Origin of the sequence: Mesorhizobium sp. LNJC391B00, from assembly GCF_000502535.1 — a bacterium.
In the GTDB taxonomy this organism is placed as follows: domain Bacteria; phylum Pseudomonadota; class Alphaproteobacteria; order Rhizobiales; family Rhizobiaceae; genus Mesorhizobium.
Genome location: NZ_AYWI01000012.1, coordinates 1 through 22,671, shown reverse-complemented (window position 1 = coordinate 22,671; position 22,671 = coordinate 1). Strand labels below are relative to the sequence as shown.

Below are 22,671 nucleotides of genomic sequence, written 5' to 3'. Positions count from 1 at the left end.
ACAAAGACAGTGGGGTCTGCGGCCTGCGGCTGCAACGGAAACCATTCGTTAAGGTTAACGGCTGTCCACAGGCAGGCAAATTCGTTCACGGCCTGGCGGAAGGCCCTCAATTCACCGGCGGATAGAGCGTGTCGATGATCATGCGCGCATCGTGGCGCGAATCGAGCATGCCATAGGTGTTGCGCCACTGGCCGGCGAGCCGCGTCTCGACGAAGGCGGCCGCAATCCGCCCTGCCCCCAGCCGGCGCAATTCCGCAGCTGCCGCCGACAGCGCCAGCTGTTCGGTCAGCAGGCGGGCCGACCCCTCATCGGTGCCGGCGACCTGCATGGCCGCCTTGAGCACGCCAATGGTTCCGCGTCCGCCGGCGCCGAGATCGCGGTCGATGCCGGCCAGCACCTCCTCGAACAGGCCGGGCGCGCGGCCGAGCACGCGCAGCACGTCGAGCGCCATGACATTGCCTGAGCCCTCCCAGATCGCATTGACCGGGGCTTCGCGGTAGTAGCGGGCGAGCGGCGCTTCCTCGACATAGCCATTGCCGCCGAGGCACTCCATCGCCTCATAGAGCAGTGGCGGCGCGATCTTGCAGACCCAGTATTTGACCACCGGGGTCATGGCGCGGGCAAAAGCAGCCTCGCCGCGGTCGCCGGCAGCCTCGTCGAAGGAGCGCGCCAGTCGGAACGAGAGTGCCGTGGCGGCGGCGACATCGAGCGCCATGTCCGCCAGCACGCGCTGCATAAGCGGCTGTTCGATCAGCGTCGAGCCGGCCACCTGGCGGTGACGGGCGTGATGCACGGCCTCAGCCAGCCCCGCTCGCATGATTGCCGACGAGGCGACGGCGCAGTCGAGCCGGGTCAGCGTGACCATGTCCATGATCGTCTTTATACCGGCGCCGGGCTCGCCGACCATCTCGCCGATGGCGTTGACGAACTCTACCTCCGATGAGGCGTTGGAGCGGTTGCCGAGCTTGTCCTTCAGCCGCTGAAAGCGGAAGCCGTTGCCGGAACCGTCGCCGAGGATGCGCGGGACGAGAAAACAGGAAAGCCCTTCCGGCGCCTGTCCAAGCACGAGAAAAGCGTCCGACATCGGCGCCGACATGAACCATTTGTGGCCGGTGAGGCGATAAAAGCCGCTGCCGGCGCGTTCGGCCCGTGTGGTGTTGGCGCGCACGTCGGTGCCGCCCTGCTTTTCGGTCATGCCCATGCCGAGCGTCAGCCCGGCCTTGTCGACCGGCGGCTTCTGGCTCTGGTCGTATTTGCGCGTCGTCACGCGCGGCGCCCATTCGCGAAACAGCTTTGGGCTGGCCATCAGGGCGGCCAGCGAAGCGCTGGTCATGGTGATGGGGCAGAGATGCCCGGTCTCGAGTTCGGCGGTCAGGTAGAAACGCGCGGCGCGCACCTGATGGCGACGGCCGATCTCGCTATCGCCGTTTTCCCAGATCGAGGAATGCAGGCCGCCGGCAACCGAGCGGCGCATCAGCGCATGATAGGCCGGATGGAATTCGACGAGGTCGATGCGCCGGCCCTGACGGTCATGCGTGCGGAGCTTCGGCGTCTCGACATTGGCGAGGCGCGCCAGCTCCTGCGCCTCCTGCGTCAGGACGAACCGGCCAAGCCCGTCGAGGTCCTTGCGCACCGGATCGGAAAAGCGCTCGGCAAGCTGGATCAGCAACGGATCGCCCCGCCAGGCGTTGCCGCCCGTCAGCGGCGGCGGCTGGTTGGTCACGTCGTCGTTCACGCCCAATCCTTCTGAAAGTAGAAGGGCCTTCTAACGGTAGAAAGGCCTATCATCACAAGGCTTCGAATCCGAAGCAATCGGCTAGATATAGCCCAAGCCAGGCGGCGCGCGCGACGAAAATACCGGGGAGAAAGGCAGCAATCCCAAGCTGGCGCTTGCGGCAAGGAATTCTCCCCCCTATAGCAGCGCCTTGAGATGACCGACGCTTCGTCCCTGCCGCTTTATCCTCACCGCCATCTTCTGGGCATCCGCGATCTTTCCCCCGGTGACATCGAGCTTCTGCTCGACCGGGCCGATCGCGCCGTCGCCATTTCGCGGCAGTCCGAAAAGAAGACCTCGACGCTGCGCGGCCGCACCCAGATCAACCTCTTCTACGAAGCCTCGACGCGCACGCAGTCGTCGTTCGAACTGGCCGGGAAACGGCTCGGCGCCGACGTCATGAACATGTCGGTGGCGAGCTCTTCGGTGAAGAAGGGCGAGACGCTGATCGACACGGCGATGACGCTGAACGCCATGCGGCCCGACATCCTGATCATCCGCCACCAATCGGCGGGCGCCGCCGCCCTTTTGGCGCAGAAGGTTGGCTGCTCGGTGGTCAATGCCGGCGACGGCGCGCATGAACACCCGACGCAGGCGCTGCTCGACGCGCTGACCATCCGCCGTGCCAAGGGGCCGCTGTCGAAACTGATCGTAGCGATCTGCGGCGACATCCTGCATTCGCGCGTCGCGCGTTCCAACATCATGCTGTTGAACGCGCTTGGCGCGCAGGTGCGGGTCGTGGCGCCGTCGACGCTGCTGCCGTCCGGCATCGAGAAAATGGGCGTCATCGTCTCGCGCTCGATGGCCGAGGGCCTCAAGGGCGCCGACGTGGTGATGATGCTGCGCTTGCAGCGTGAGCGGATGGAAGGCGCCTTCGTGCCTTCGGTGCGCGAATATTTCCGCTATTTCGGCCTCGATGCCGAAAAACTGAAGGCCGCCAAGGACGGCGCGCTGGTCATGCATCCCGGGCCGATGAACCGCGGCGTCGAGATTGCGTCCGAAATCGCCGACGGTCCGCAAAGCGTCATCCAGGAACAGGTCGAGATGGGTGTCGCCGTGCGCATGGCGGTGATGGAAGCGCTGCTCGACCCGCGCCGCAACGAGGGCCGGAGCGCATGAGCACGACGGTCTTTGAGCGCGCCCGCATCGTCGACCCGTCACGCGGCTTCGACGAGGTCGGCACCGTGATCGTCGAGGGGAAAAAGATCGTTGCCGCCGGCAAGGCTGCCCTGAACCAGGGCCTGCCGGCGGGAGCCACCGTGGTCGACTGCGCCGGCAAGGCAATCATTCCCGGCCTGATCGACGCGCGCGTCTTCATCGGCGAACCGGGCGGCGAACATCGCGAGACCATCGCTTCGGCCAGCGTTGCGGCGGCGGCCGGCGGCGTTACCTCCGTCGTTATGATGCCCGACACGGACCCGGTGATCGACAATGTCGCGCTGGTCGAATTCGTGCTGCGCACCGCCCGGGACACGGCAAGCGTCAACATCTTTCCGGCGGCGGCGATCACCAAAGGCCTCGCCGGTCGCGAGATGACCGAATTCGGCCTGTTGCGCGAGGCCGGTGCGGTCGCCTTCACCGATGGGCGGCACACAATATCCAGCGCACTGGTGATGCGCCGGGCGCTGACCTATGCCCGCGATTTCGGCGGCGTCATCGCACATGAGACACAGGATGGCGACCTCGCTTCGGCAGGCGTGATGAATGAAGGCCTGTATGCCAGCTGGCTCGGCCTTGCCGGCATTCCGCGCGAGGCCGAGTCCATCCCGCTGGAGCGCGACCTGGCGCTGGCACGGCTGACGCGCGGCGCCTACCACGCGGCCAAGATCTCGACGGCGATGGCAGCGCAAGCGATGACGCGGGCGAAAGCCGACCAGGCCAATGTCACGGCGGGCGTGGCGATCCACAATCTGTCGCTGAACGAGAACGATGTCGGGGAATACCGCACCTTCTTCCGGCTGACGCCGCCTTTGCGCGCAGAGGAAGACCGGCTGGCCATGATCGAAGCGGTCAAAGACGGCACGATCGACATCATCGTCTCCTCGCACGACCCGCAGGATGTCGACACCAAGCGCCTTCCCTTCGCCGATGCAGCTGCCGGCGCGATCGGGCTGGAGACGCTGCTTGGAGCAGCGCTTCGGCTCTACCACAATGGCGACGTGCCGCTACTTCGGCTGGTCGAAACACTGTCCACCGCACCAGCAAGGCTGTTCGGCCTGCCGGGCGGCACGCTGAAGCCGGGAGCGCCGGCCGATCTTGCGCTGATCGACCTTGAAGAACCCTGGATCGTGAGTGAAAGCGGCATCCGTTCGCGCTCGAAAAACACCTGCTTCGAAGGTGCGCGGCTGCAAGGCATGGTCTTGCAAACGCTGGTGGCGGGCCGCACAGTGTTTTCGAGCTAGAGCGATCGCGCCACGTCGCAGACCGATATGTTGCTGGGGAAATGCGGGGGCAAACAATGAGTTATAACGTTATCCTGGCATTGCTGTTCGGCTATCTCCTCGGCTCGATTCCCTTCGGCCTCTTGATCACCCGCGCGGCCGGCCTCGGCGATGTGCGCAAAATCGGCTCCGGCAATATCGGCGCCACCAACGTTCTGCGCACCGGCAACAAGGGCCTCGCCGCCGCGACGCTGGTGCTCGACGCGTTGAAGGGTACGGCGGCGGTGATGATCGCGCGCCATTTTGGACACGACTACGGATTGTGGGCCGGCCTTGGACTCTGGGCGGGCCTTGGCGCCTTCCTTGGCCATCTGTTTCCGGTCTGGCTCGGTTTCAAGGGCGGCAAGGGCGTGGCGACCTATCTCGGCGTGCTGATCGCGCTCGGCTGGCATGTGGCGCTGATTTTTATCGCCGTCTGGCTGGCGATGGCTTTTCTGTTTCGCTATTCCTCGCTGGCAGCGCTGACGGCGGCGGTCATCGTGCCGATCCCGCTTTATTTCTGGAGCACACCTGAGACCGCCGGGCTGTTCCTGGTGATGAGCCTGATCGTCATCTTCAAACATCGCGCCAACATTTCGCGCCTTCTTGCCGGCACCGAAGGCAAGATCGGAGCCAAGGGTTGAGCAAGCCCGCCGCCGGGCCGCGCCTCAGCGACCGGCAGCGGCTGAGCTGGCTGCGGCTGATCCGCACACAAAATGTCGGCCCGGCCTCGTTTCGCGAATTGATCAACCGCTTTGGTTCGGCGGAGGCGGCGTTGGAGATGCTGCCCGAGCTGATGATTTCGGGCGGAGCCAAAAGGATCATGCGCATTCCTTCCGTGGAGGAAGCCGAAGCGGAACTCGACGCAGCCAGTGAAAACGGCGCCCGCTTCGTCGGCATCGGCGAGGCCGACTACCCGCCGATGCTGAAAAACATGGACAATCCGCCGCCACTGATTGCCGTGAAGGGGGAGGCAGCCGTCTTTCGCCTGCCGGCGGTGGCCATCGTCGGCGCCCGCAACGCGTCGCTCGCCGGCATCAAGATGGCGCGCATGCTGGCGGCGGATCTTGGCCGCGACGGCTACGTCATCGTTTCCGGCCTGGCGCGCGGCATCGACACGGCAGCACACCAGGGCAGTCTCTCGACTGGTACAGTGGGTGTGCTGGCCGGTGGGCTCGATGTCCCCTACCCGCCCGAAAATATCGGCTTGTGCGAAGACATTGCCGAGCGTGGCGGCGCCGTTATTTCGGAAATGCCGTTCGGCTGGCAGCCGCGGGCGCAGGATTTTCCGCGCCGCAACCGGCTTGTCGCGGGCGCCGCCCTCGGACTGGTGGTCATCGAAGCTGCGCAACGCTCCGGCTCGCTGATCAGCGCGCGTCTGGCCGGCGAGATGGGCCGGCTGGTCTTTGCCGTACCGGGTTCGCCGCTCGATCCGCGCTGCGCCGGCTCCAACGGGCTGCTCAAGGATGGCGCCACCCTGGTCACCGAGGCGGCCGACGTTTCCGGTGCGATCGCACCCTTGGCGGGCACGCGAACGCGAAGCATTGCGCCGCCAGAAAAGGCACCCGATTTTTCGGCAACACCCCCGCCCGGTGAGGACGAACGCAGCGGCGTGCTCGAGGCGCTGGGCCCAACGCCGGTGGGCGTGGACGAGATCATCCGCCACACCGGCCTCAACGCCGCGCAAGTCTCCATGGTGCTGCTGGAACTCGACCTTGCCGGCCGCATCGAGCGCCATGCCGGCGGCAATGTCTCACTGGTTTCGTGACGTTCCAGCCGATCCCGCCGCACGTCGGCCGCAACTCACGCGTCGAGGGTTACGCCGGCGGCGCCAACCTCGGCATAGTCGCCAACGCCGGTACAGATGCCACCGTAGGGTATTTTCCAGGCGGCTCTCGGAAAAGCACTCCGCCATTCCAGGGCTCTCCGTTGCACTGACGATCACGCTCGCAATGGCATATTCGACAGCTGACGAAAACCGGGCTCGACAGTCTGCGCATCAGTCAGCGGAACAGATACTTCGATACCTCCGGATTGCCACGGCGCCACATCACATTGTCCAGAAAATAATGGTGCACATTGATGAAGATGAGCACGATGAAGAAGAACAGCGATGACCCCAGCACTTGCCTGTCATACGGGATCAAGGCCGTCAGCGCGGATGGGATCAGCCAGAAGCCGAGATAGCCAAGGGCCGTGCCGCCGACGATGAAGCCGAGGAGCCGAAACCTGTAGAGGGGGCCGAGAAAGGACAGGATTTTCGGCTGCGGATCGCCTTCGGCATCGGAACTGTCGCGCTCGACGTTCGTCTGGTAGCGCCAGACCACGGCTAGGTATTGCAGCGAGTGGAGCGCGGGCACGATCAACAGCCAAAGCGGGTTTACGCGCGCAATCAGGATCCAGAGATAGAGCGACGCGACATAGGCCACCAAGCCGTTATAGGGCAGACCGCCGCCGTTCTTTCGCCAGCGATTGGCCAACATCAAAAGCGTGGCCGCCGTCGACGCAACGGCCGCCAACAGGGCAATGTCGGTGATCCAGGAAGGGGCCGCGAATGTGTAATAGTCCAGGCCATAATATTTGCCTTGGGTGACCGCCGTATTCGTCTGCAGCCATGCCAGGATCCACACCGCATAGGAGTTCACCAGCAGCACCTTCTTGTCGCGGTCGTCGAAGAATTTGCGCTTCAGCACCGCATCCACCATCAGCATGCCGTAGCCCTGCTTGACGTAGTGCCAACCGACAAAAAAGAACATGGCGTTGGTGGCATAGCCGAGCAGGCGCGTGTTCGCCGCCGCGGCGCCATAGGCAAAGAACCCGGCCATGACCAGGGGCACGACAATGCCCGCGAAGATGTAGCGGAGCTGCAGGCTCCTGTCGTAGCCGTCGCCCGTCACCTTGCGCCCGAAATTGCGGTAGAAGAGCTGGTAGGAATGGGCGAAGTGGGGATAGTTCACGAGATAGGCCACGAAGACCATCGTTGCGGCCACCGGACCTTCATATTCGAGCGGAACGAGAAACAGCACCGGCAGGATGAGAAAGGCGCTGCCGCCCAGCATGAGGAAATCGGCGACCGGGCCGAAGAGGTATTTTTGAGGCGCCGCCGCCTTAGGAGCGACAGCATCCGCCGAAAGCTGAAGTGTCATGTCAGAACCTCCCCTGGGAAGGCTGAGTTTAGCCATCGACTGGAATGGGGACAAGCTTGGAGCTGCCGCTCCGCGCCCGAACACTGGACCATCCTGCTGTTTCGCCAATGGTCTCGATCCGCCATGGGCTTCGAACCTGTGAAGGCCCTCCGCCGTTAAAAAAGCGCACCACCCCAATTTACGACTAACATGTTAGTGTGCTAGCACGGCATACACACCTACTTCGGAGACCTTCCGGTGACATCACGCTTTGGCCTTTCGGCCGCTCTCGCCACGCCTTTCGATGCCCGCGGGCAGATCGCCACCGCTCCCATGATCGCTCAGGCCGAAAGTTGCCTGGCGCAGGGTTGCGGCAGCGTGACGCTTTTCGGCACCACAGGGGAAGGCGCGTCGGTGGGCACGACGGAGCGGCGGTCGGTGACCGAAGCCATGCTGGCTGCTGGAATCTTGCCGCATCAACTCGTTGCCGGCGTGCTGGTCGACGCCGCCGAAGACGCCGCCGAACAGGCACAGCATGCCTTGCAGCGAGGCGCCCGAAACATTCTGCTGGCCCCGCCGAGCTACTTCAAGAATGTCGGCGAGGAGGGCCTTTTCGGCTGGTTCTCCGCCGTCTTTGCCGCGCTCGGCCCCCTCGCCCGTGACGTGCTGCTCTACAACATCCCTTCGGTTACCATGGTGCAGCTTTCGCTTGGCCTGATCGGCCGGTTGCGCACTGCTTTTCCCGACGTGGTCGCCGGGGTCAAGGATTCCGGTGGAAATTGGAGCTACAGCGAGGCGCTGCTTGCCGCCCATGGCGATCTGGTGATCCTGATCGGCGATGAAAGGCATCTGGCGCGTGCGGTGCGACTGGGTGGTCAAGGCGCAATCTCGGGCATGGCCAATTTCGTCCCGGGCGAAATCCGCGCCATGGCCGAGGACGGGCGCGACGATCCTCGCGTCGAGAGTTTTGTGCTCGAATTGCTCAAATATCCGGTCACCCCGGCGGTAAAGGTGATGGTGGCGCGTAAGACCGGCGACGAGCGCTGGCTGGCGGTCCGTCCGCCGCTGGAGCCGATCGCGTCGCAAGGGCAGCAGCAGCTTGCCGCAGCCTATGACAGCTTGTTTGCCAGGGAACCGGCCTGACCGGCAAAGAGAAGGCGCGCCGAAATGGAAGACGGCAACGAACCGACCACCCTCAGGGAGAAGGCCTATGCCAGCTTCACGCGGCATTTGCTGGCGCGCGACTTCAAGCCGGGCCAGTTCGTGTCGCAGCGTGAGCTGGTTGCCTTCACCGGACTGCCGCTCGGCGCCATTCGCGAGATCGTGCCGCGTCTCGAGGCGGAAGGACTGCTGACGACCTTCCCGCAGCGCGGCATGCAGATCGCCCATATCGATATCAGCCTGATCCGCGAGGCCTTTCAGTTCCGCCTGTTCATGGAGCGTGAAGCGGTGGCGCTGTTTACGGTCAGCGCGTCCGACGCCGAGCTTGCCCGCTTGCGGCGCGAGCATGAGGACATGCTTGCCCAGGCGCTGGCGCATACCCCGACGCCGGAGATGGAGGCCAAGGCGCAGACCATCGACTGGGCCATGCACGACACGTTCATCGATGCGCTGGGCAACGAGATCATCGCCAAGGCCTATCTGGTCAATTCGGTGAAGATCCGGCTGATCCACCAGGAGCGGTTCCGTATCGACGGGCGCGTCGTGCCGGTCATGCGCGAGCACCTGGCGGTGATCGATGCGATGCAGAGCCGCGATCCTGGCAAGGCGGTCGAGGCCATTAGCCAGCATATCGACAAGGCGCGCCGGCTGGCGCTGCAAATCTGAGGAAGCATGAGCCGCGCCGCGGTCGCTGCGGCGCAATCGACAACGACAACAACCGGGAGGAAGAAAATGTCGTCCAATCTGTTCAACCCAACCAGGAGGCAACTCCTCCAGGGAACCGCCGCCCTTGCCGCCGCCGGCTTTGCCGGCGTTCGCCCAAGCTTTGCCGCCGGCGTCGACTGGAAGCGCTTTGCGGGAACGACGCTTGACGTCAATCTGGTGAAAAGCCCGCGCAGCGACACGCTGATAAAATACATCGCCGAGTTCGAGGAACTGACCGGGATCAAGGTCAATGCCGAAGCGACGCCGGAACAGCAGCAGCGCCAGAAGACGGTGATCGAACTGAGCTCCGGCAAACCGAGCTTCGACGTCGTGCATCTGAGCTACCACGTGCAGAAGCGGCAGTTCGAAAAGGGCGGCTGGCTGGCCGACATATCAGGCTATCTCGCCGACCCGACCCTGACCGATCCTACGCTGGTGGAAACCGATTTCGCCGATGCCGGCATGCTGTTTGCCAAGGACGGCCAGGGCGTGCTGCGCTCGCTGCCGTTCTCAGTCGACTACTGGATCGTCTACTGGAACAAGGAATTGTTCGAGGCCAAGGGCCTCAAATACCCTGAAACCTTCGAGCAATTGGTGGCGGCCGCCGAAGCGCTGACCGACCCGTCGACCAACACCTACGGCTTTGTCGCCCGCGGCCTCAAGAACGCCAACACGCCGGTGTGGACGTCGCTTATGCTCGGCTACGACATGACGCCGCTCGACGACAAGGGCAAGCTGCGCACGACCTCGCCCGAGGCGGTCGAGGCGGCCAGCCTCTACCAGCGGCTGATGACCAAGTCGGCGCCTCCAGGCGTCACCGGATTCAACTGGGCCGAAGCCCAGTCCGCCTTCCTGCAAGGCAAGATCGGGATGTGGTTCGATGGCGTCGGCTTTGCCCCGCCAATGGAAAATCCGGAAAAGTCACGAGTTGTCGGCAAGGTTGGCTACGGCGTCATGCCCAAGGGGCCTAAGGCGCATGCCGCCGGCACCTTTGGCGACGGCCTCGGCGTGACGGCCGCCAGCGAGAAGAAGGAGGCCGCCTACCTCTTCTGCCAGTGGGCGATTTCGCCCGCGATGGGCGCGCGCCTGCTGCAGGCGGGTGCCGGCGTGCCGTTCCGCAAGTCGGTGCTGGAAAATCCCAAGGTGCGCGAAGGCGTCACCATGCCGGCGAGTTGGCTCGATGCCGTGGTCGGCTCGGGCAATGTCAGCCGGCTGTCGCTGCCGGTCATCATTCCGGTCACCGAGTTCCGCGACATCTATGGCGTGGCGCTGACCAATCTGATCGCCGGCGCCGATCCGGCGGAGGAACTGAAGAAGGCCACCGAGCAGTTCCAGCCGGTGCTCGACCGGAGCGAGCAAGGCTGATGTCCGCCATCACCCCAGAACGCACCGGGGTGACGACGCAAGCCATCGAAGGGAGCCAGACCATCCGGCTGGCTCCCAACTACTGGCCTTTCGTCGTCCCGGCGCTCGTCGTCGTCGGCGCCGTGATCGTCTTTCCCTGGGCCTTCACACTGTGGATGAGCGTCAACCGCTGGACCCTCGGCCAGGCGCGAAGCTTTGCCGGGATGGAAAATTACCTGCGGCTGGCCGTCGACCAACGCTTCTGGGAATCGCTTTTCCATACGCTGACCTACACGGCGCTTTCGGTTGCGGCGCCGATGTTCCTCGGCACTGTCGCGGCGCTGATCTTCGACGCCAAATTTCCGCTGCGCGGCCTGTTGCGCGGCGTCTTCGTCATGCCGATGATGGCAACGCCAGTCGCCGTGGCGCTGGTCTGGACGATGATGTTCCATCCCCAGCTCGGCGTGCTCAACTATCTGTTGTCGCTGGTCGGCATCCCGGCGCAGGAATGGATCTTTAATGCCAGGACGGTCATCCCGTCCCTGGTTGCGGTCGAGACATGGCAGTGGACGCCGCTGGTGATGCTGATCGTGCTGGGCGGCTTGGCCTCCGTGCCGCGCGAGCCCTTCGAGAGCGCCGAGATCGATGGCGCCAACGCCTGGCAGCAATTCCGCTATCTCACCTTGCCGATGATCGCGCCGTTCCTGATGATCGCGATGATCATCCGCACCATCGATGCGCTGAAAAGTTTTGACATCATCTATGCCATGACCCAAGGCGGACCGGGCACGGCCTCGGAAACCATCAACATCTATCTCTACAACACCGCCTTCTCCTACTACGACATCGGCTATGGCTCGGCCATGGCCGTGGTGTTCTTCATCGTCATCGTCGCGCTGTCCTTCATCCTGCTGATGCTGCGCCAGCGCTCCCAATGGATCGGGGTGGAGGGCAAATAGATGAGTTCACGGCTGCTCAACCGGATCGGGCTGTTTTTCGCGGCTCTGGTCTTCGTCTCGCCGGCGATCCTGTTCTTCCTCTGGATGATCTCGCTGTCGCTGAAGTTCGAGATCGACAACGGTGCATACCCGCCGATCCTGATCCCGGAACATCTCGCCTGGTCGAACTATGTGAAGGTATTCGAGGAGAACAATTTCCTGCTCTATTTCTGGAATTCGGTTCTGGTGACGGGCACGGCAACGTTGCTCGCGCTGCTCATCGGCGTGCCGGCCGGCTATGGCATCGCGCGGCTCAAGGCCGAACGCTCGGCGGTGGTCATCATGATCGCCCGCATGACGCCGGGGCTTTCCTATCTCATTCCGCTGTTCCTGCTGTTCCAGTGGGTCGGCATTCTCGGCACGCTGTGGCCGCAGATCATCATCCATCTGGTGGTGACGGTGCCGATCGTGGTCTGGGTGATGATCGGCTATTTCGAGACCACGCCGATGGAGCTGGAAGAAGCGGCCAACATCGATGGCGCCAGTTCCTGGCAGGTGTTCCGGCTGGTCGCCTTGCCCATCGCCAAGCCGGGCATTGTCGTCGCCTTCATCCTGTCGATCATCTTCTCATGGAACAATTTCGTCTTCGGCATTGTGCTCGCCAGCCGCGAGACCCGCACGCTGCCGGTCGCCGTCTACAACATGCTTTCCTACGAGCAGGTGAGCTGGGGCCCGCTCGCCGCCGCAGCACTTGTGGTCACGCTGCCGGTGCTGGTGCTGACCCTGTTCGCGCAAAGGCAGATCGTCGCCGGGCTGACCGCAGGCGCCGTCAAGGGCGGCTGAGGCACGGCCCCGACATCACTCATTTCCGGGAGAGATCCAATGGCATCGGTAACAATCAACAACGTTCAGAAGGCTTTCGGAGCCGCCAAGATCATCCACGATGTCAGCGTCGACATCGCCGATGGCGAATTCGTCATCCTGGTCGGGCCGTCGGGCTGCGGAAAGTCGACGCTGCTGCGCATGATTGCCGGACTGGAAACGATCTCGGGCGGCAGGATCGCCATTGGCGATCGCGTCGTCAACAATCTCAGGGCGCGCGACCGAAACATCGCCATGGTGTTCCAGAACTACGCGCTCTATCCGCATATGACGGTGGCCGACAATATGGGCTTTGCCCTGAAGATCAAGAAAGCCGATCCGGCCGACACCGCCGGCCGCGTCGGCAGGGCCGCCAGCATTCTCGGCCTGGACAAGCTGCTCGACCGCTATCCGCGTCAGCTTTCCGGCGGCCAGCGCCAGCGCGTCGCCATGGGCCGCGCCATCGTGCGCGACCCGCAGGTGTTCCTGTTCGACGAGCCGCTGTCCAATCTCGACGCCAAATTGCGCGTGCAGATGCGCGGCGAGATCAAGGCGCTGCACCAGCGGCTCGGGACCACAACCATCTACGTCACGCACGACCAGATCGAGGCCATGACCATGGCCGACAAGATCGTCGTGCTGCATGACGGCCTTGTCGAACAGATCGGCGCGCCGCTCGATCTCTACGATCGCCCGGCCAACCTCTTCGTTGCCGGCTTCATCGGCTCGCCGGCGATGAATTTCATTCGCGGCCATGTCGAGGAAGGTGTTTTCCGCAGCGCCGGTGGACTGATCTTGCCGCTGCCGGAAGGCATCGACCTGACCAACATTCCCGGCGGCGACCTCATCTACGGCATCCGCCCCGAACACATCCGAGCGACGACCGCCAAAGGAATCCCCGGCACGATCGTGCTTCTGGAAGCAACGGGTTCGGAAATCTTTGCCAGGGTCGACTGCGCCGGAGAAGAAATCTCCTGCCTTTTCCGCGAGCGGCTGGCACTGAAACAGGGCGAGCAGATGCGCATCGAGATCGACCGCGCCTGCGCTCATCTGTTCGACGTCAAGACCGGGCAACGATTGTAGGGGCGATGGGGGCTGCTGACAGGGCAACTTCCGCACGAAGTATTTCTGGTGAGCGCGTCGGGGTTCGAACCCGAGACCTACTGATTAAAAGTTCGTTGTGCAATAAGCAGAATCAACACGTTATATCAGTTACTTAAGCCATTCGTGTCAAAAGTCGCACGTTCTTGACCGCCCATTGCCGCTTGACACCGTAGGAAAAAAGACTCATTTTCGCCGTGCCTCGCAAACGTGGGGTCCGGGTTGGAAGCCGGTTACTGGAGCGCCCAACGCGCTCATGCGCGTTTTTTTATGGTCGGGCACATTGGGGAGCGAAAGCTCGCCGATCTCCAGTCGGTCTTCCAACCCGGTGTGTCCGGCCGCCAGTTTGGAAGCTGGCGCTATTCTGGAGAAAGACCATGTCTAACGTCGTTCCGATGCCCCTTTCGAATATCGACCAGCAGCTGGCGGAAATTCGCTCGATGGTCGACGCTTTGATTTTCATGCAGGAAGAAGCCGACGCCGGCAAGCTGGTGTCACTGCACGATGCCACCGTTGCCATGCTTTACATCATCAATGAGAAGGTCGGCGTTGCCAGCGGTAGCTGCGGCGCACTGCACCGCCGCGAGTACAGGACCACCGGCCGATGAAGGGAATAAAGCACGTCTCGTGGCGCGGCGGGCGGCCGCGCTTCCAGCCCGGTCGCGAACTGCGCGCGGCCGGCCACAAGGGGCAAGACCTGCGCCATCCCGATGGTCGCTGGTACAGTGTTGGCGAGGCGGTTGATTGGTCGCGGAACTTCGTGACCAAAGTTTTGGAAGCGCCGCGCGGGTCCTCTGAACCAAAAGAGGAAGAGGTACACCCGGCGAGCAAAGGCTACGTTTATTTTCTCGGCATTCGGGACCGCGTCAAAGTCGGTTTTTCGACTAATCCGGGCGCGAGGCTGTTGACGCTGAAAACCTCGACCGCCGATCCTGTAATGTTTTTCTTTGCCGTGCCTGGCACGCGCTACGACGAAAGGCGGCTGCACAAGGAGCTCGAACCGCACCGTTCATCGGGCGAGTGGTTCAAGAAATCGCTGACAGTGATCAGGGTGATGCAGCGACATTTGGCCTCTCACATCGAGCGGCTGGACTTTCGCGTAGGCGGCTAACCGCGCAGCGCCGCCAATATCTGGCCCCAGAACCAGACGGTTGCGCCGCCCAGGACCGCGCCGCCGATGCCGATAACGCCCAGGGCGCCCAGGCCGCGTTGCTTCCACTCGCGCACCTCGTCGGTGACTTCCTTCATGCCGGCGGTTGTCGTCTTGATCGAGCCGACATCGCTTTCCAGATAGCCGACACGCAGCACGACATCGTCAAGCCGCTTGTGCATGGCCGCGCGGCTGACCACGCTTTTCTGATCCTGCCGCTCAAGGTGCTCGGACACGCCTTCGAGGGTCGCGGTAAGGCGGCCGAGCCGATCGTAGATCTCGTTAAGGCTGGCGGTCATCAGCTGCAACGGTACTTCTGGAAGCGGCCGCGATGCTGCGCCACGGCGACGGCGAAGCTGCGATCATTGGCGACGATATAAGAATTCGTCGCCGGCTTTGGTTGCATGCTCACCAGCACGTCGCAGGGGCTAGTCAGCGTCGGGCTGCAGGCAACCACCGAGCAGAGCGCACAAAGCAGGATCATCAGCGGCAAGCACTTCATTGTCGATCGCCTTTCCATCCTTAAGGATTGTGATGCGGTCGCCGGCCAGCTCGGCGGCGAGTGCAGCGCGGCCATCGTGCCGGCCGTACAGGTAGGCGACCGCCACAAGGACGGCCACCAGCAGGGCAAGCAGGACGATGCGGCCCACTGGCGTCATCGCGAAGCGCCAAAGCGCTCCCAGCGCCTCGCCTGCGGCCGGCAGGGCCAAACGAAGGGCTGCAGCTACCCAACTCATTCGAGTTCGGCCTTGAGGTCGCGCACCGCCTGCGCCAGCTGCGCCCGCCTGGTGATGCCGTAGGCCGCGAAGGCGACGATGACGCCGACGATCGCCAGCTGCACGCGCCAGTCGAGATTGCCGAAAGCGGCGACCGGCGCGCCGATCGCCGTCAGCATCCACGTCCAGAACGTCTTTGACCTGGTCACCGGCGTGTGCAGCTCGCCGGGATCGGCGACGACTTTCTTTTCGATCACCTCCGGCGCCGGCGGCGCGGCCGGCGGCGTCGGCGCTGGCTTGAGCGGCGGCGCATCCTTCTTGGGCGGCAGCGCCCAGGCGGGCAGCTTGGGTGCTGCGCCGGCGTCGTTCCATGCCTCAAGCGCGATCGCCGCCCACTGGTTGCGGCTGGCGTAGTGCTTCTTGCCGGACTGCTCATAGGCCAGCTCGAAAGCCTTGACCTTGGCCGCCAGCCCCTTGGCCGCCTGCAGCTTGGCGATCGCGCCGCGATAGGAGCCCTTCAGCTCCGAGAACAGAAAACCGTAATTGGCCTGGTCGCCGGCGCCATCGAGCGCGGCGCGGTTGTAGTAGGCCTCGTATTTCCGCCGGCGCGGCCCGGTCCACTGCGCCCAGCCGAAGCCGCCGCGCGAGCTGGGCACGGTCGGCTTGGTTTCCTGCAGCGAGGCAAAGCCGCCGCTCTCATGGCCGAGATTGCCGACGATCGCGGCCGCGTCGTCAACGGCAATTTTGAAATCGCGCATCAGCAGCGCCATGATCCACGGCGCCTTCGAACGAAACAGATCCTGTGCCTTGCCCTTTGCCATGCCGAAATCCTTGTGGGGGTCTCCGACAAGCTAAAGCCGAGCGGGTTGCGTCAACTGCGAAGGCGCACCACAGATTGAATCGCGTCATGACAGCGGGTTGCCCATGGCACCGGATGATGCGAAGGTCAGGAATGGACACTGTGACGATCCCCGCCAACGATCCCATAAGTCAAGAAGCTGCCTGGATGGATGCGCAGATGGAGGCCGGATATCGCGCGGCCATGGCCCATGAAAGCCTGACCGATTGGCGGCTGATTGCCATAGTCTGCATCCTGCTTCTGCTTGCCATCGCGTGGCGCGGCCTGCATGGTGGCAGGCCATAGGTCGCGTCAGACAGTCACCTCGGCAAACTCGAGGGTGCTGCCAAAGAACACGATCGTGCTGCCCGCTCCGCCCGTGTTCTGCGACCACTGGAACGCGAACAGCCCATCAGCCGACGGCCATACAAGGACTTCTATCAAAAGCCGAAACTGGCACGCGGTTCCGACAAGAACCGCCTGATTGGTGGGATATGCGTTGTTGGTCGCCGAAAAGACGGGCGCGGTGGGAGCCTCGGTCGTATGAAGCCTGGTGAACGTCTGCAACACATAAACGGCCGGGCCGATAAGACCCCACTTGAAATCTTCCGCTGCCGTGAGCGTGCCGCGAATGTCTAGCTTGATCTTGTAAACCTTGGGGGTCTTCAGAATGAGCTTGAGCTCTTCGTCGGAAGCCAGCACCGCCGTATTCGACCGGGGGCCGTTTATCTTCTTGATGATGGTCTGTGGCGGGTTGGTGACGCGCCACGCTCCGATGCCTTGGCGCACGGCTCCATAGGCAACAATGCCCAGCAACTGATAGCCGGATGCCGTCATGTGGATATAGTCCGAGGCCGCATCGAAGTTGGCCTGCGGCAGGGCCGCAGTATCGACATAGATGCGCCTGTTAGGTTCATAGTTGACGACGTGGCGCAGGATGTCGTTGTAATATCTGATCGACGGGCTGAACCCGACGTAGGGAGACCCAGCCATGATGACGATCGGCGTCGATGCGGGGAACCAGGTCTCGGTGCGAAAGCGCGCGATTACCGTTTCGTAGTCCGCAAAGAGCGTGGTGCTGCCATTGTAGGCGTCGGTCTCGACTTCCCAAAATAGGAATTCATCGATCTTGGTCGCGCCGATGACGGCAAGCGCCGCCTGGACGTTGTTCTTGCAGCATGCGTACATATCGGGTGCGGCCGCGCCGACCATCCATTGAGCGATAGCGAGCGAGCCTTGTCCGATCTTGAGAAGGTATACCTTGGAGAGCGGGTTGGCCTTCGCGATCTCGTTGGCGTAGGCGTAGTCGTAGCCCATCGTTGTCGGGTCCATGGGCGCAAAGGCCGTGCCGACATGCGTGGCCGCGTCGACAAGGCCGTCATGGTTCCAAAGGTAGAGATTTGGTGCGGGAACCCATGCCAGTGCCGGATGCAGGGCGACGTTCGACTGACCCGAACTCAGGATCACAATCGGCGCGCCAAAGGCGGCATTATCGCCCGACCGCGTGAATATCAGCCAGCAGGCCATGCCGTTGGTGAAGACGCCCGAGCCTGACAGGTACGAAAGCGCCAGCTTGCGATAGCCTATCCCATCGACCACGGAGCCGAGAATGTTGAAGACGTGCTTGATCGCCGGATTGCTCTTGGAGCGGATTGTCAGCGTTCCGCGAACGGTGTTGGTGCTATCGTCGACGGTATTGAGGAAACCCGTCTGGCTGACCGCATCGCTGTCTTGGTTGTCGATGTAAGCCGCCGTCGCCAAGGCGATACTGGCGTTGTTCAGGCGAAAGGCACCATTGCCGGGATCGGCATCGGCAACCGTTGTCGAAAACGTGTAGGGAAGTGCCTGGGTCGCGTTCGCGGCGGCCAAAGCGGAATTTGCGGCCGCTGTGGCCGACGCACTTGCCGCGCCAGCCGAACCGGCTGCAGCACCGGCCGAGGCTGCGGCCTCGCCAGCGGAGGCACCGGCGGCTGCGGCCGATGCCGCCGCCGATGCGGTCGAGCCTAGGATGGTCTCCACGTTCTCGCCCGACGTGACGACGTTTCCGCCGTCAAACATCACCAATTCGCCATCGGCGCCGGCGATAATTGTCACAGGATTAGCGCCAGCATTCACCCGCACTGCCCTATCCACATCGCGGCGCAGCTCGCTCTCCGCGCTGGCCTGCTTGGACAGCTCCTTTTCCAACTCGGCCGCCGTGATCGTGCCGGCCTTGGTCACCGCCACCGAGCGCTCGGCGGTGCGGCGCGCCTGGTGATACCAGCTGGTCGAGGCCAGCACCGCGGCGTTGAAGGTCACCGTGAAAAAGTCATAGGCCGATGCCGGGTTGACCTTGGCAATGGTGCAATTCGCCGTCACGTCGCTGTAGACCGTGGCGCCCAGCAGCTTGGCAAACACCTTCACATCGGCGGTGTCGAAGATCTTGTAGAGTGACGGGCCATAAGGGCCGACCGTGCCGTTGCCGACAAGGATGGCGGATTCGCGGGTTTCGCGCGGGAGCGGATATGGGGTCGCGGCCATCTGCAATCCTCAATGGTTGAGGCTGCAGGATGACTCGCGGCGGCAAGCGTCAAATGGTCAGCGGCCCAGCGGCGTCAGCTGACCGGGTTTGACGATGTAGGGCGTGCCGTTCTTTTTCGCCAGGCCGATCTGCGCCTTGAAGCTCTTGTCGGCGTCGGGATCGAGCAGCCATTGCAGATTGTCCAGCACCAGGCGGTTGTAGACGCCGCGCGTCAGCCAGTTGGAGGCGATGATCGGCGTATAGCGCTGCAGATATTTGCGCACCTGGCGGCCGGGGTTGATCTTGTCGCCGGCGATCGCCGCCTGCACATTGCCCAGTGTCAGCCCGGCCGTGTCGCCGACAAAGGCGATGCCCGGCCCAAGCAGCGATTCCTGTATCGACTGGCCGAAGCGGTTTTCCGTCGATTTGACGAAGTCGCCGAACAGGCCGAAGCCGCCGCCCTGCAGGCCGGCTTTCAGCCAGAAACCGGGATTGGTCGCCGGGTTCATATCCTCCGGTTTCTTGGCGTCGAGCAGGCTCTTGATCTGGATATAGGCGGCGCCGCCCATGGTCAGCATGATGGCCATCGGCGCGAAATAGGCCGCGCCCGACCGGAAACCCTTGCCGCCGCCGCGCCGTGCCGCCATTTCGAACGTGGCTTCCAGCTGCATGGCGGTGAACGACAGGCCGAAACTCTTGTACTGCAGAAAGAAATCCAGCAGCTCGCCGCCGACAGAGCCGCGCTCGGCCAGCCCGGTGACGATCGAGCGGCTGTTCGGCGTTCCGGCCGGCACCGAGCGCTCCGACCAGCTGTTGATGACTTCGGACAGTTTTTCGCCGGCCTCGCGATGCGCCAGCGCCTTGGCCTCGCCGGCGATCTGGTGCGGCGGGGCCGTGCGCATGTCGAGATATTGTACGGCGCCGCCATTCAGCTCGATCTGGCGCGGCGTGACGAAGCCGGCGGGGTCTTTGGCCTGGCGCCAGATATCCCAATGCGCCGGGGTGACGCCAAAGCCTTCCAGCGCCGTGCGGAACCGCGCATCGAGCTGGCCGAAGGTCTTGCCGGCATTGTCGGCCACCGTCTTCTGCCACGCGCGCGCCTCGAGGAGCTTGCGGCCCGTGGTCAAAGGCGAAAGGCCGGTCAGCGACACGGTGCGGTCGGCAAGCCAGCGCGACCAGTTGGAGCCGACCGCCGGCCCGGCAAAGCGCAGTTCATCGTTCATGACGTGCAGATATTCTTCCCACATCACGCCGGACGAGAATATTTCCTCGCGATTGCCCTTGCCGATCAGCTTGACCATATCGACGATCGTCGAGGTCAGCGGCAGTCCGGCCAGCTTGCGCGCGGCGCGCGACACGAACGGGTCGGTCGTAGCGGCAAGGATGACGGTGCTACCGAGTTGGGCGCTGGTCATCACGTTCTTGATGTTCGACGTGGTGAGAGCTGCACCGCTGGCGACTTCCGGCCGGCCGCGCATGTTCTGCCACAGGCTGTCGATGCGGTGCGCCGCGACCGCCGCCTGGCTGTCTTTGAAGATGGTTGCGCCCTTTGCCAGCGTCGGCTTGCCGGTTTCCAGCTTGCCGATCTCGTGCGCCACCGCCTGTTTCATATACTCGACCATGGCGGTCGGGTTCGGTCCCAGCACTTCCATGGCCGCGATGTCGCGGGCCATGCCGTTGATGTGGCCGAAGATCGCCTGGACGATATCGCCCTTGCCGTATTTCGCGTTGTAGGCTTCCCAGCTGGCGGCGTCGCGGAAGGTGAGGAAACGTTCCTCCTGCCGTTGCGAGGCAATGGCGCCCTGCCCGCGACGCACCATGGACGGCTGCAGATGCGCCCGGCCATTCGAAACGATGGACTCCCAGACATGGTCAAGCGCCTGATCGAGCCCGCCGGCGGAAAGCGGCTGGCCGGTCAGCGGGTTGGTCATCCGGCTGGGGTCGAGCAATTCGGTGATTTCAGCCTTCCAGGCATCGCGGCCGGCGGCCTTGACCTTCAGCCGGTTGTGATCGTGCGGCAGGCCGAAATTGTCGAGCTTGCCGATCGCGCCGCCGGCGGCGTTGAAGCGCTGCCGGAGATCTTCGAACACGCTGGAAATCGCCCGCGCCAGCTGCTTGGCCGTGGCGTCGCCGGCGGCCTCGCCGTGCAGCTCCTTGACCACGTCGCTCTGCAGCGCCTTGTTGGCGCGCTTGCCCAGCAGGCCCTTGCGCTCGAAGGAGAACATCACCTTGTCGAGGTTCTTTTGCGCGCCAATGATGATGGCTTCGGTCTTGCCGCGTACGCTCGATTCGCCGCGAAAACCGTAGTGCGACAGCAGCGCCATGGCGGCTTCGAACACGTTGGCCTTGCCGTCGCGGCCGCGATAGCCCTGCAGGAAACCCTTGACGCCCAGGCGGCGCGCCTCGGTCAGGTCGGCCCGCCGGCGCGCTTCGGCCGCTTCCGCCTTCAGCTGGATTTCCAGATCCTTGCGCGCCTTCGCCTTCGCCAGATCGTCGCCCATGGAAAGCCGAGCTTGAGCAAAGCGTTCATCGAATTCGTCGGCGAGGAACGAAGCTTCCTCGCGCGTGATCGCCTTCTGTTCGACGGCGGAAATCAGGCAGTCTTTCAGGCCCATCAAATCGCCTCGTAAGTGGCCGCGAAGATGTCCGGTTTGCAGGGATAGAGCTCGCCCTTGATGCCACGAATGATCCAGTCACCCGGCGAGGCTTCATGATCCCCTTCCAGCGTCGGGATAATCATCGACTGGCCGCGATACCGGCATTTGCGCGATCCCTGGTTGGCTGAAATCCAGTCATCGAACGTAGTGAGGTATTCGATTTTGGAGGGATCTGGTCCGATCCATTGCATAGCCTCGATGACGACTGGCTTCTTGCGAAACTGTGGCATGGCTCAATCCTTACAGTTTGCGATCAGGTCGCCGAAAAATTCGGTCCTGTCGGCATCGGCAATCATCGTTTCGTGGGTGGCGTGTAAAATGTCGCCGTCGGCAGCCTTGGCCGCCGGCATCGCATCCCAGACGGACAGCTTCTTGGTGCTTTCGAGGTTGACCGGCTTTGCCTCACCAGCAGTCGGCCGGCGCGCTTCGGTCAGTGCGAGCGCGGCGACCTCGCCCGCCTCGGCCGTCGCCGGCTCGGGCGCAGGCGCTCCGTCGCGCACAAAGATCGGCTCGGGAGCAAGGTTCATTGCTTCGAGGATATCACCGAGCTTTTCCGAGAGTTGACTTGCCCGGTCGCTGCCGGAAGCTGTCAGTTCGTCGATTTTCCTCCCCAGACGGAGGGCGACATCCTTGTTAACATCGGACGAGGCTTGAAAAGCCGCGCGATTTTCCGGGCTCAATTTTGCCAGAAAGGAAGGCGGATTTTGCACTTCCGCCGGCTGCACGGTCACCCCCTTCTTTTTGCCATCGGGAACCTGCTCGCGATAGTCCAGAGCGTCCAGTTCGCCGACCATGTTCGAGGAAGGCTTGATCTTTTTTTCGTTGGCATTGACCCAGGCGAGCGCCTCGACGCGATCAAGAAATTGACCGTCCGGCGTCACAAAGCCCGTGGTAACCGGATCACCGCGCAGCGAATGCGGATAGCGGTCATCGACCGCGAAATGCGGCTCGCCCGGCTTTCCGATGTAAAGATTTCCGTCCTCGTAACGGTTGGCAACGACCAGGCCACGCTCGGGCAGGTCTCCGGCGGAAATCGGAATTGCCTCGCCCGCTGGCGTTACAGCCGTCCGGATTGGCTCGCGGGCCTTTCGGCCTTCAACAATGCGGTCGATCGCCGACGATCGCATGTCATCCGGCAATTCGGCCGCGCGCAGGCCCTGGGCGGCCATCCTGGCGGCTTCGTCGTCGGTCAGGCCTGCAGGCGGCGGGCCGAAGGCGGCGGCGTCCAGCGCCGGCTGCTCGGCCGCCAGATCGGCGGCCCGAACCGCTGCCGGGTCCGGCGTCACGCCCAATGCTTCGGCGATCGTCCTGAAGTCGCCGGGCTCGGCCTCGCCGGCGGCCGCGCGCGGCAAAACCTCTTCGGGCACCTCGCGGCCCAGCA

Annotated in this window: 22 protein-coding genes; 13 read left to right on the top strand and 9 right to left on the bottom strand. The window is 63.5% G+C overall.

Annotated features, from left to right (window positions below; translation table 11 throughout):
- Positions 1-106: 106 nt before the first annotated feature.
- Positions 107-1,735 carry a DNA alkylation response protein gene (locus X750_RS140735; protein ID WP_031243380.1) on the bottom strand — a complete coding sequence of 543 codons (1,629 nt, stop codon included), beginning with the start codon at positions 1,733-1,735 and terminating at the stop codon, positions 107-109.
- A 195-nt stretch (positions 1,736-1,930) separates the two neighbouring features.
- Between X750_RS140735 and X750_RS140740 the strand changes: the two genes are divergently transcribed.
- Genes X750_RS140740 through dprA form a run of 4 tightly spaced genes read left to right on the top strand, consistent with a single transcriptional unit; the run spans position 1,931 to position 5,962 of the window.
- A complete protein-coding gene (locus tag X750_RS140740) occupies positions 1,931-2,893 on the top strand; it encodes an aspartate carbamoyltransferase catalytic subunit (RefSeq protein WP_023688599.1) in 963 nt (320 codons plus the stop codon).
- On the top strand, positions 2,890-4,176 hold the full coding sequence (locus tag X750_RS140745) for a dihydroorotase (RefSeq protein ID WP_023748384.1): 1,287 nt from the start codon (positions 2,890-2,892) through the stop codon (positions 4,174-4,176). Before X750_RS140740 ends, X750_RS140745 begins: the two co-directional genes overlap by 4 nt.
- 56 nt (positions 4,177-4,232) lie before the next feature.
- On the top strand, positions 4,233-4,838 hold the full coding sequence (gene plsY, locus X750_RS140750) for a glycerol-3-phosphate 1-O-acyltransferase PlsY (RefSeq protein WP_023748383.1): 606 nt from the start codon (positions 4,233-4,235) through the stop codon (positions 4,836-4,838).
- Entirely contained in the window at positions 4,835-5,962 is a 1,128-nt protein-coding gene (gene dprA, locus X750_RS140755) for a DNA-processing protein DprA (protein WP_023742459.1), read from the top strand. The genes plsY and dprA overlap by 4 nt, the downstream gene beginning before the upstream one ends.
- A gap of 235 nt (positions 5,963-6,197) precedes the next feature.
- On the opposite strand, the gene X750_RS140760 is transcribed toward dprA, so the two are convergent.
- Positions 6,198-7,340, bottom strand: a complete 1,143-nt coding sequence (locus X750_RS140760) for a hypothetical protein (RefSeq protein ID WP_023748382.1) — start codon at positions 7,338-7,340, stop codon at positions 6,198-6,200.
- Between the two features lie 237 nt (positions 7,341-7,577).
- Between X750_RS140760 and X750_RS140765 the strand changes: the two genes are divergently transcribed.
- The 8 genes from X750_RS140765 to X750_RS140800 all read left to right on the top strand — a co-directional run bounded on the left by X750_RS140765 (position 7,578) and on the right by X750_RS140800 (position 14,540).
- Positions 7,578-8,462, top strand: a complete 885-nt coding sequence (locus tag X750_RS140765; RefSeq protein ID WP_023748381.1) for a dihydrodipicolinate synthase family protein — start codon at positions 7,578-7,580, stop codon at positions 8,460-8,462.
- A gap of 24 nt (positions 8,463-8,486) precedes the next feature.
- A complete protein-coding gene (locus X750_RS140770) occupies positions 8,487-9,146 on the top strand; it encodes a GntR family transcriptional regulator (protein WP_023738696.1) in 660 nt (219 codons plus the stop codon).
- Between the two features lie 66 nt (positions 9,147-9,212).
- Positions 9,213-10,550: a sugar ABC transporter substrate-binding protein gene (locus X750_RS140775; protein ID WP_023715831.1), complete on the top strand. Its 1,338-nt coding sequence runs from the start codon at positions 9,213-9,215 to the stop codon at positions 10,548-10,550.
- Positions 10,550-11,488 carry a sugar ABC transporter permease gene (locus X750_RS140780; protein ID WP_023693414.1) on the top strand — a complete coding sequence of 313 codons (939 nt, stop codon included), beginning with the start codon at positions 10,550-10,552 and terminating at the stop codon, positions 11,486-11,488. The genes X750_RS140775 and X750_RS140780 overlap by 1 nt, the downstream gene beginning before the upstream one ends.
- Entirely contained in the window at positions 11,489-12,310 is an 822-nt protein-coding gene (locus X750_RS140785; RefSeq protein WP_023700756.1) for a carbohydrate ABC transporter permease, read from the top strand. It abuts the gene before it with no gap.
- A gap of 39 nt (positions 12,311-12,349) precedes the next feature.
- Positions 12,350-13,411 (top strand): sn-glycerol-3-phosphate ABC transporter ATP-binding protein UgpC, encoded by a 1,062-nt coding sequence (ugpC, locus tag X750_RS140790; RefSeq protein ID WP_023748380.1) that lies wholly within the window; start codon positions 12,350-12,352, stop codon positions 13,409-13,411.
- Positions 13,412-13,806: 395 nt separating this feature from the next.
- Positions 13,807-14,037: a hypothetical protein gene (locus X750_RS140795; RefSeq protein ID WP_156932441.1), complete on the top strand. Its 231-nt coding sequence runs from the start codon at positions 13,807-13,809 to the stop codon at positions 14,035-14,037.
- Positions 14,034-14,540, top strand: a complete 507-nt coding sequence (locus X750_RS140800) for a GIY-YIG nuclease family protein (protein WP_023748378.1) — start codon at positions 14,034-14,036, stop codon at positions 14,538-14,540. Before X750_RS140795 ends, X750_RS140800 begins: the two co-directional genes overlap by 4 nt.
- Here X750_RS140800 and X750_RS140805 read toward each other — a convergent pair.
- The 3 genes from X750_RS140805 to X750_RS1000000163845 all read right to left on the bottom strand — a co-directional run bounded on the left by X750_RS140805 (position 14,537) and on the right by X750_RS1000000163845 (position 16,116).
- Positions 14,537-14,878, bottom strand: coding sequence for a DUF1515 family protein (locus tag X750_RS140805; RefSeq protein ID WP_023748377.1), 342 nt, complete (start codon positions 14,876-14,878; stop codon positions 14,537-14,539). The genes X750_RS140800 and X750_RS140805 overlap by 4 nt on opposite strands.
- A gap of 129 nt (positions 14,879-15,007) precedes the next feature.
- The gene (locus X750_RS140810; protein WP_156932440.1) at positions 15,008-15,238 is read right to left on the bottom strand and encodes a hypothetical protein; all 231 of its coding nucleotides are present in this window, start codon (positions 15,236-15,238) and stop codon (positions 15,008-15,010) included.
- Between the two features lie 74 nt (positions 15,239-15,312).
- On the bottom strand, positions 15,313-16,116 hold the full coding sequence (locus tag X750_RS1000000163845; RefSeq protein WP_023748374.1) for a phage tail tip lysozyme: 804 nt from the start codon (positions 16,114-16,116) through the stop codon (positions 15,313-15,315).
- Between the two features lie 140 nt (positions 16,117-16,256).
- Between X750_RS1000000163845 and X750_RS1000000166005 the strand changes: the two genes are divergently transcribed.
- On the top strand, positions 16,257-16,439 hold the full coding sequence (locus X750_RS1000000166005; RefSeq protein ID WP_156932439.1) for a hypothetical protein: 183 nt from the start codon (positions 16,257-16,259) through the stop codon (positions 16,437-16,439).
- Positions 16,440-16,445: 6 nt separating this feature from the next.
- Here X750_RS1000000166005 and X750_RS140815 read toward each other — a convergent pair whose 3' ends face one another.
- The 4 genes from X750_RS140815 to X750_RS1000000166535 form a co-directional block, all read right to left on the bottom strand.
- Positions 16,446-18,659, bottom strand: coding sequence for a hypothetical protein (locus X750_RS140815; RefSeq protein WP_210164062.1), 2,214 nt, complete (start codon positions 18,657-18,659; stop codon positions 16,446-16,448).
- Positions 18,660-18,710: 51 nt separating this feature from the next.
- A complete protein-coding gene (locus X750_RS140820) occupies positions 18,711-21,248 on the bottom strand; it encodes a hypothetical protein (RefSeq protein ID WP_023748371.1) in 2,538 nt (845 codons plus the stop codon).
- Positions 21,248-21,520, bottom strand: a complete 273-nt coding sequence (locus X750_RS140825) for a hypothetical protein (protein ID WP_023748370.1) — start codon at positions 21,518-21,520, stop codon at positions 21,248-21,250. Before X750_RS140825 ends, X750_RS140820 begins: the two co-directional genes overlap by 1 nt.
- Before the next feature lie 3 nt (positions 21,521-21,523).
- On the bottom strand, positions 21,524-22,671 hold a 1,148-nt coding region (locus tag X750_RS1000000166535; protein ID WP_032904823.1), incomplete at its 5' end, for a hypothetical protein.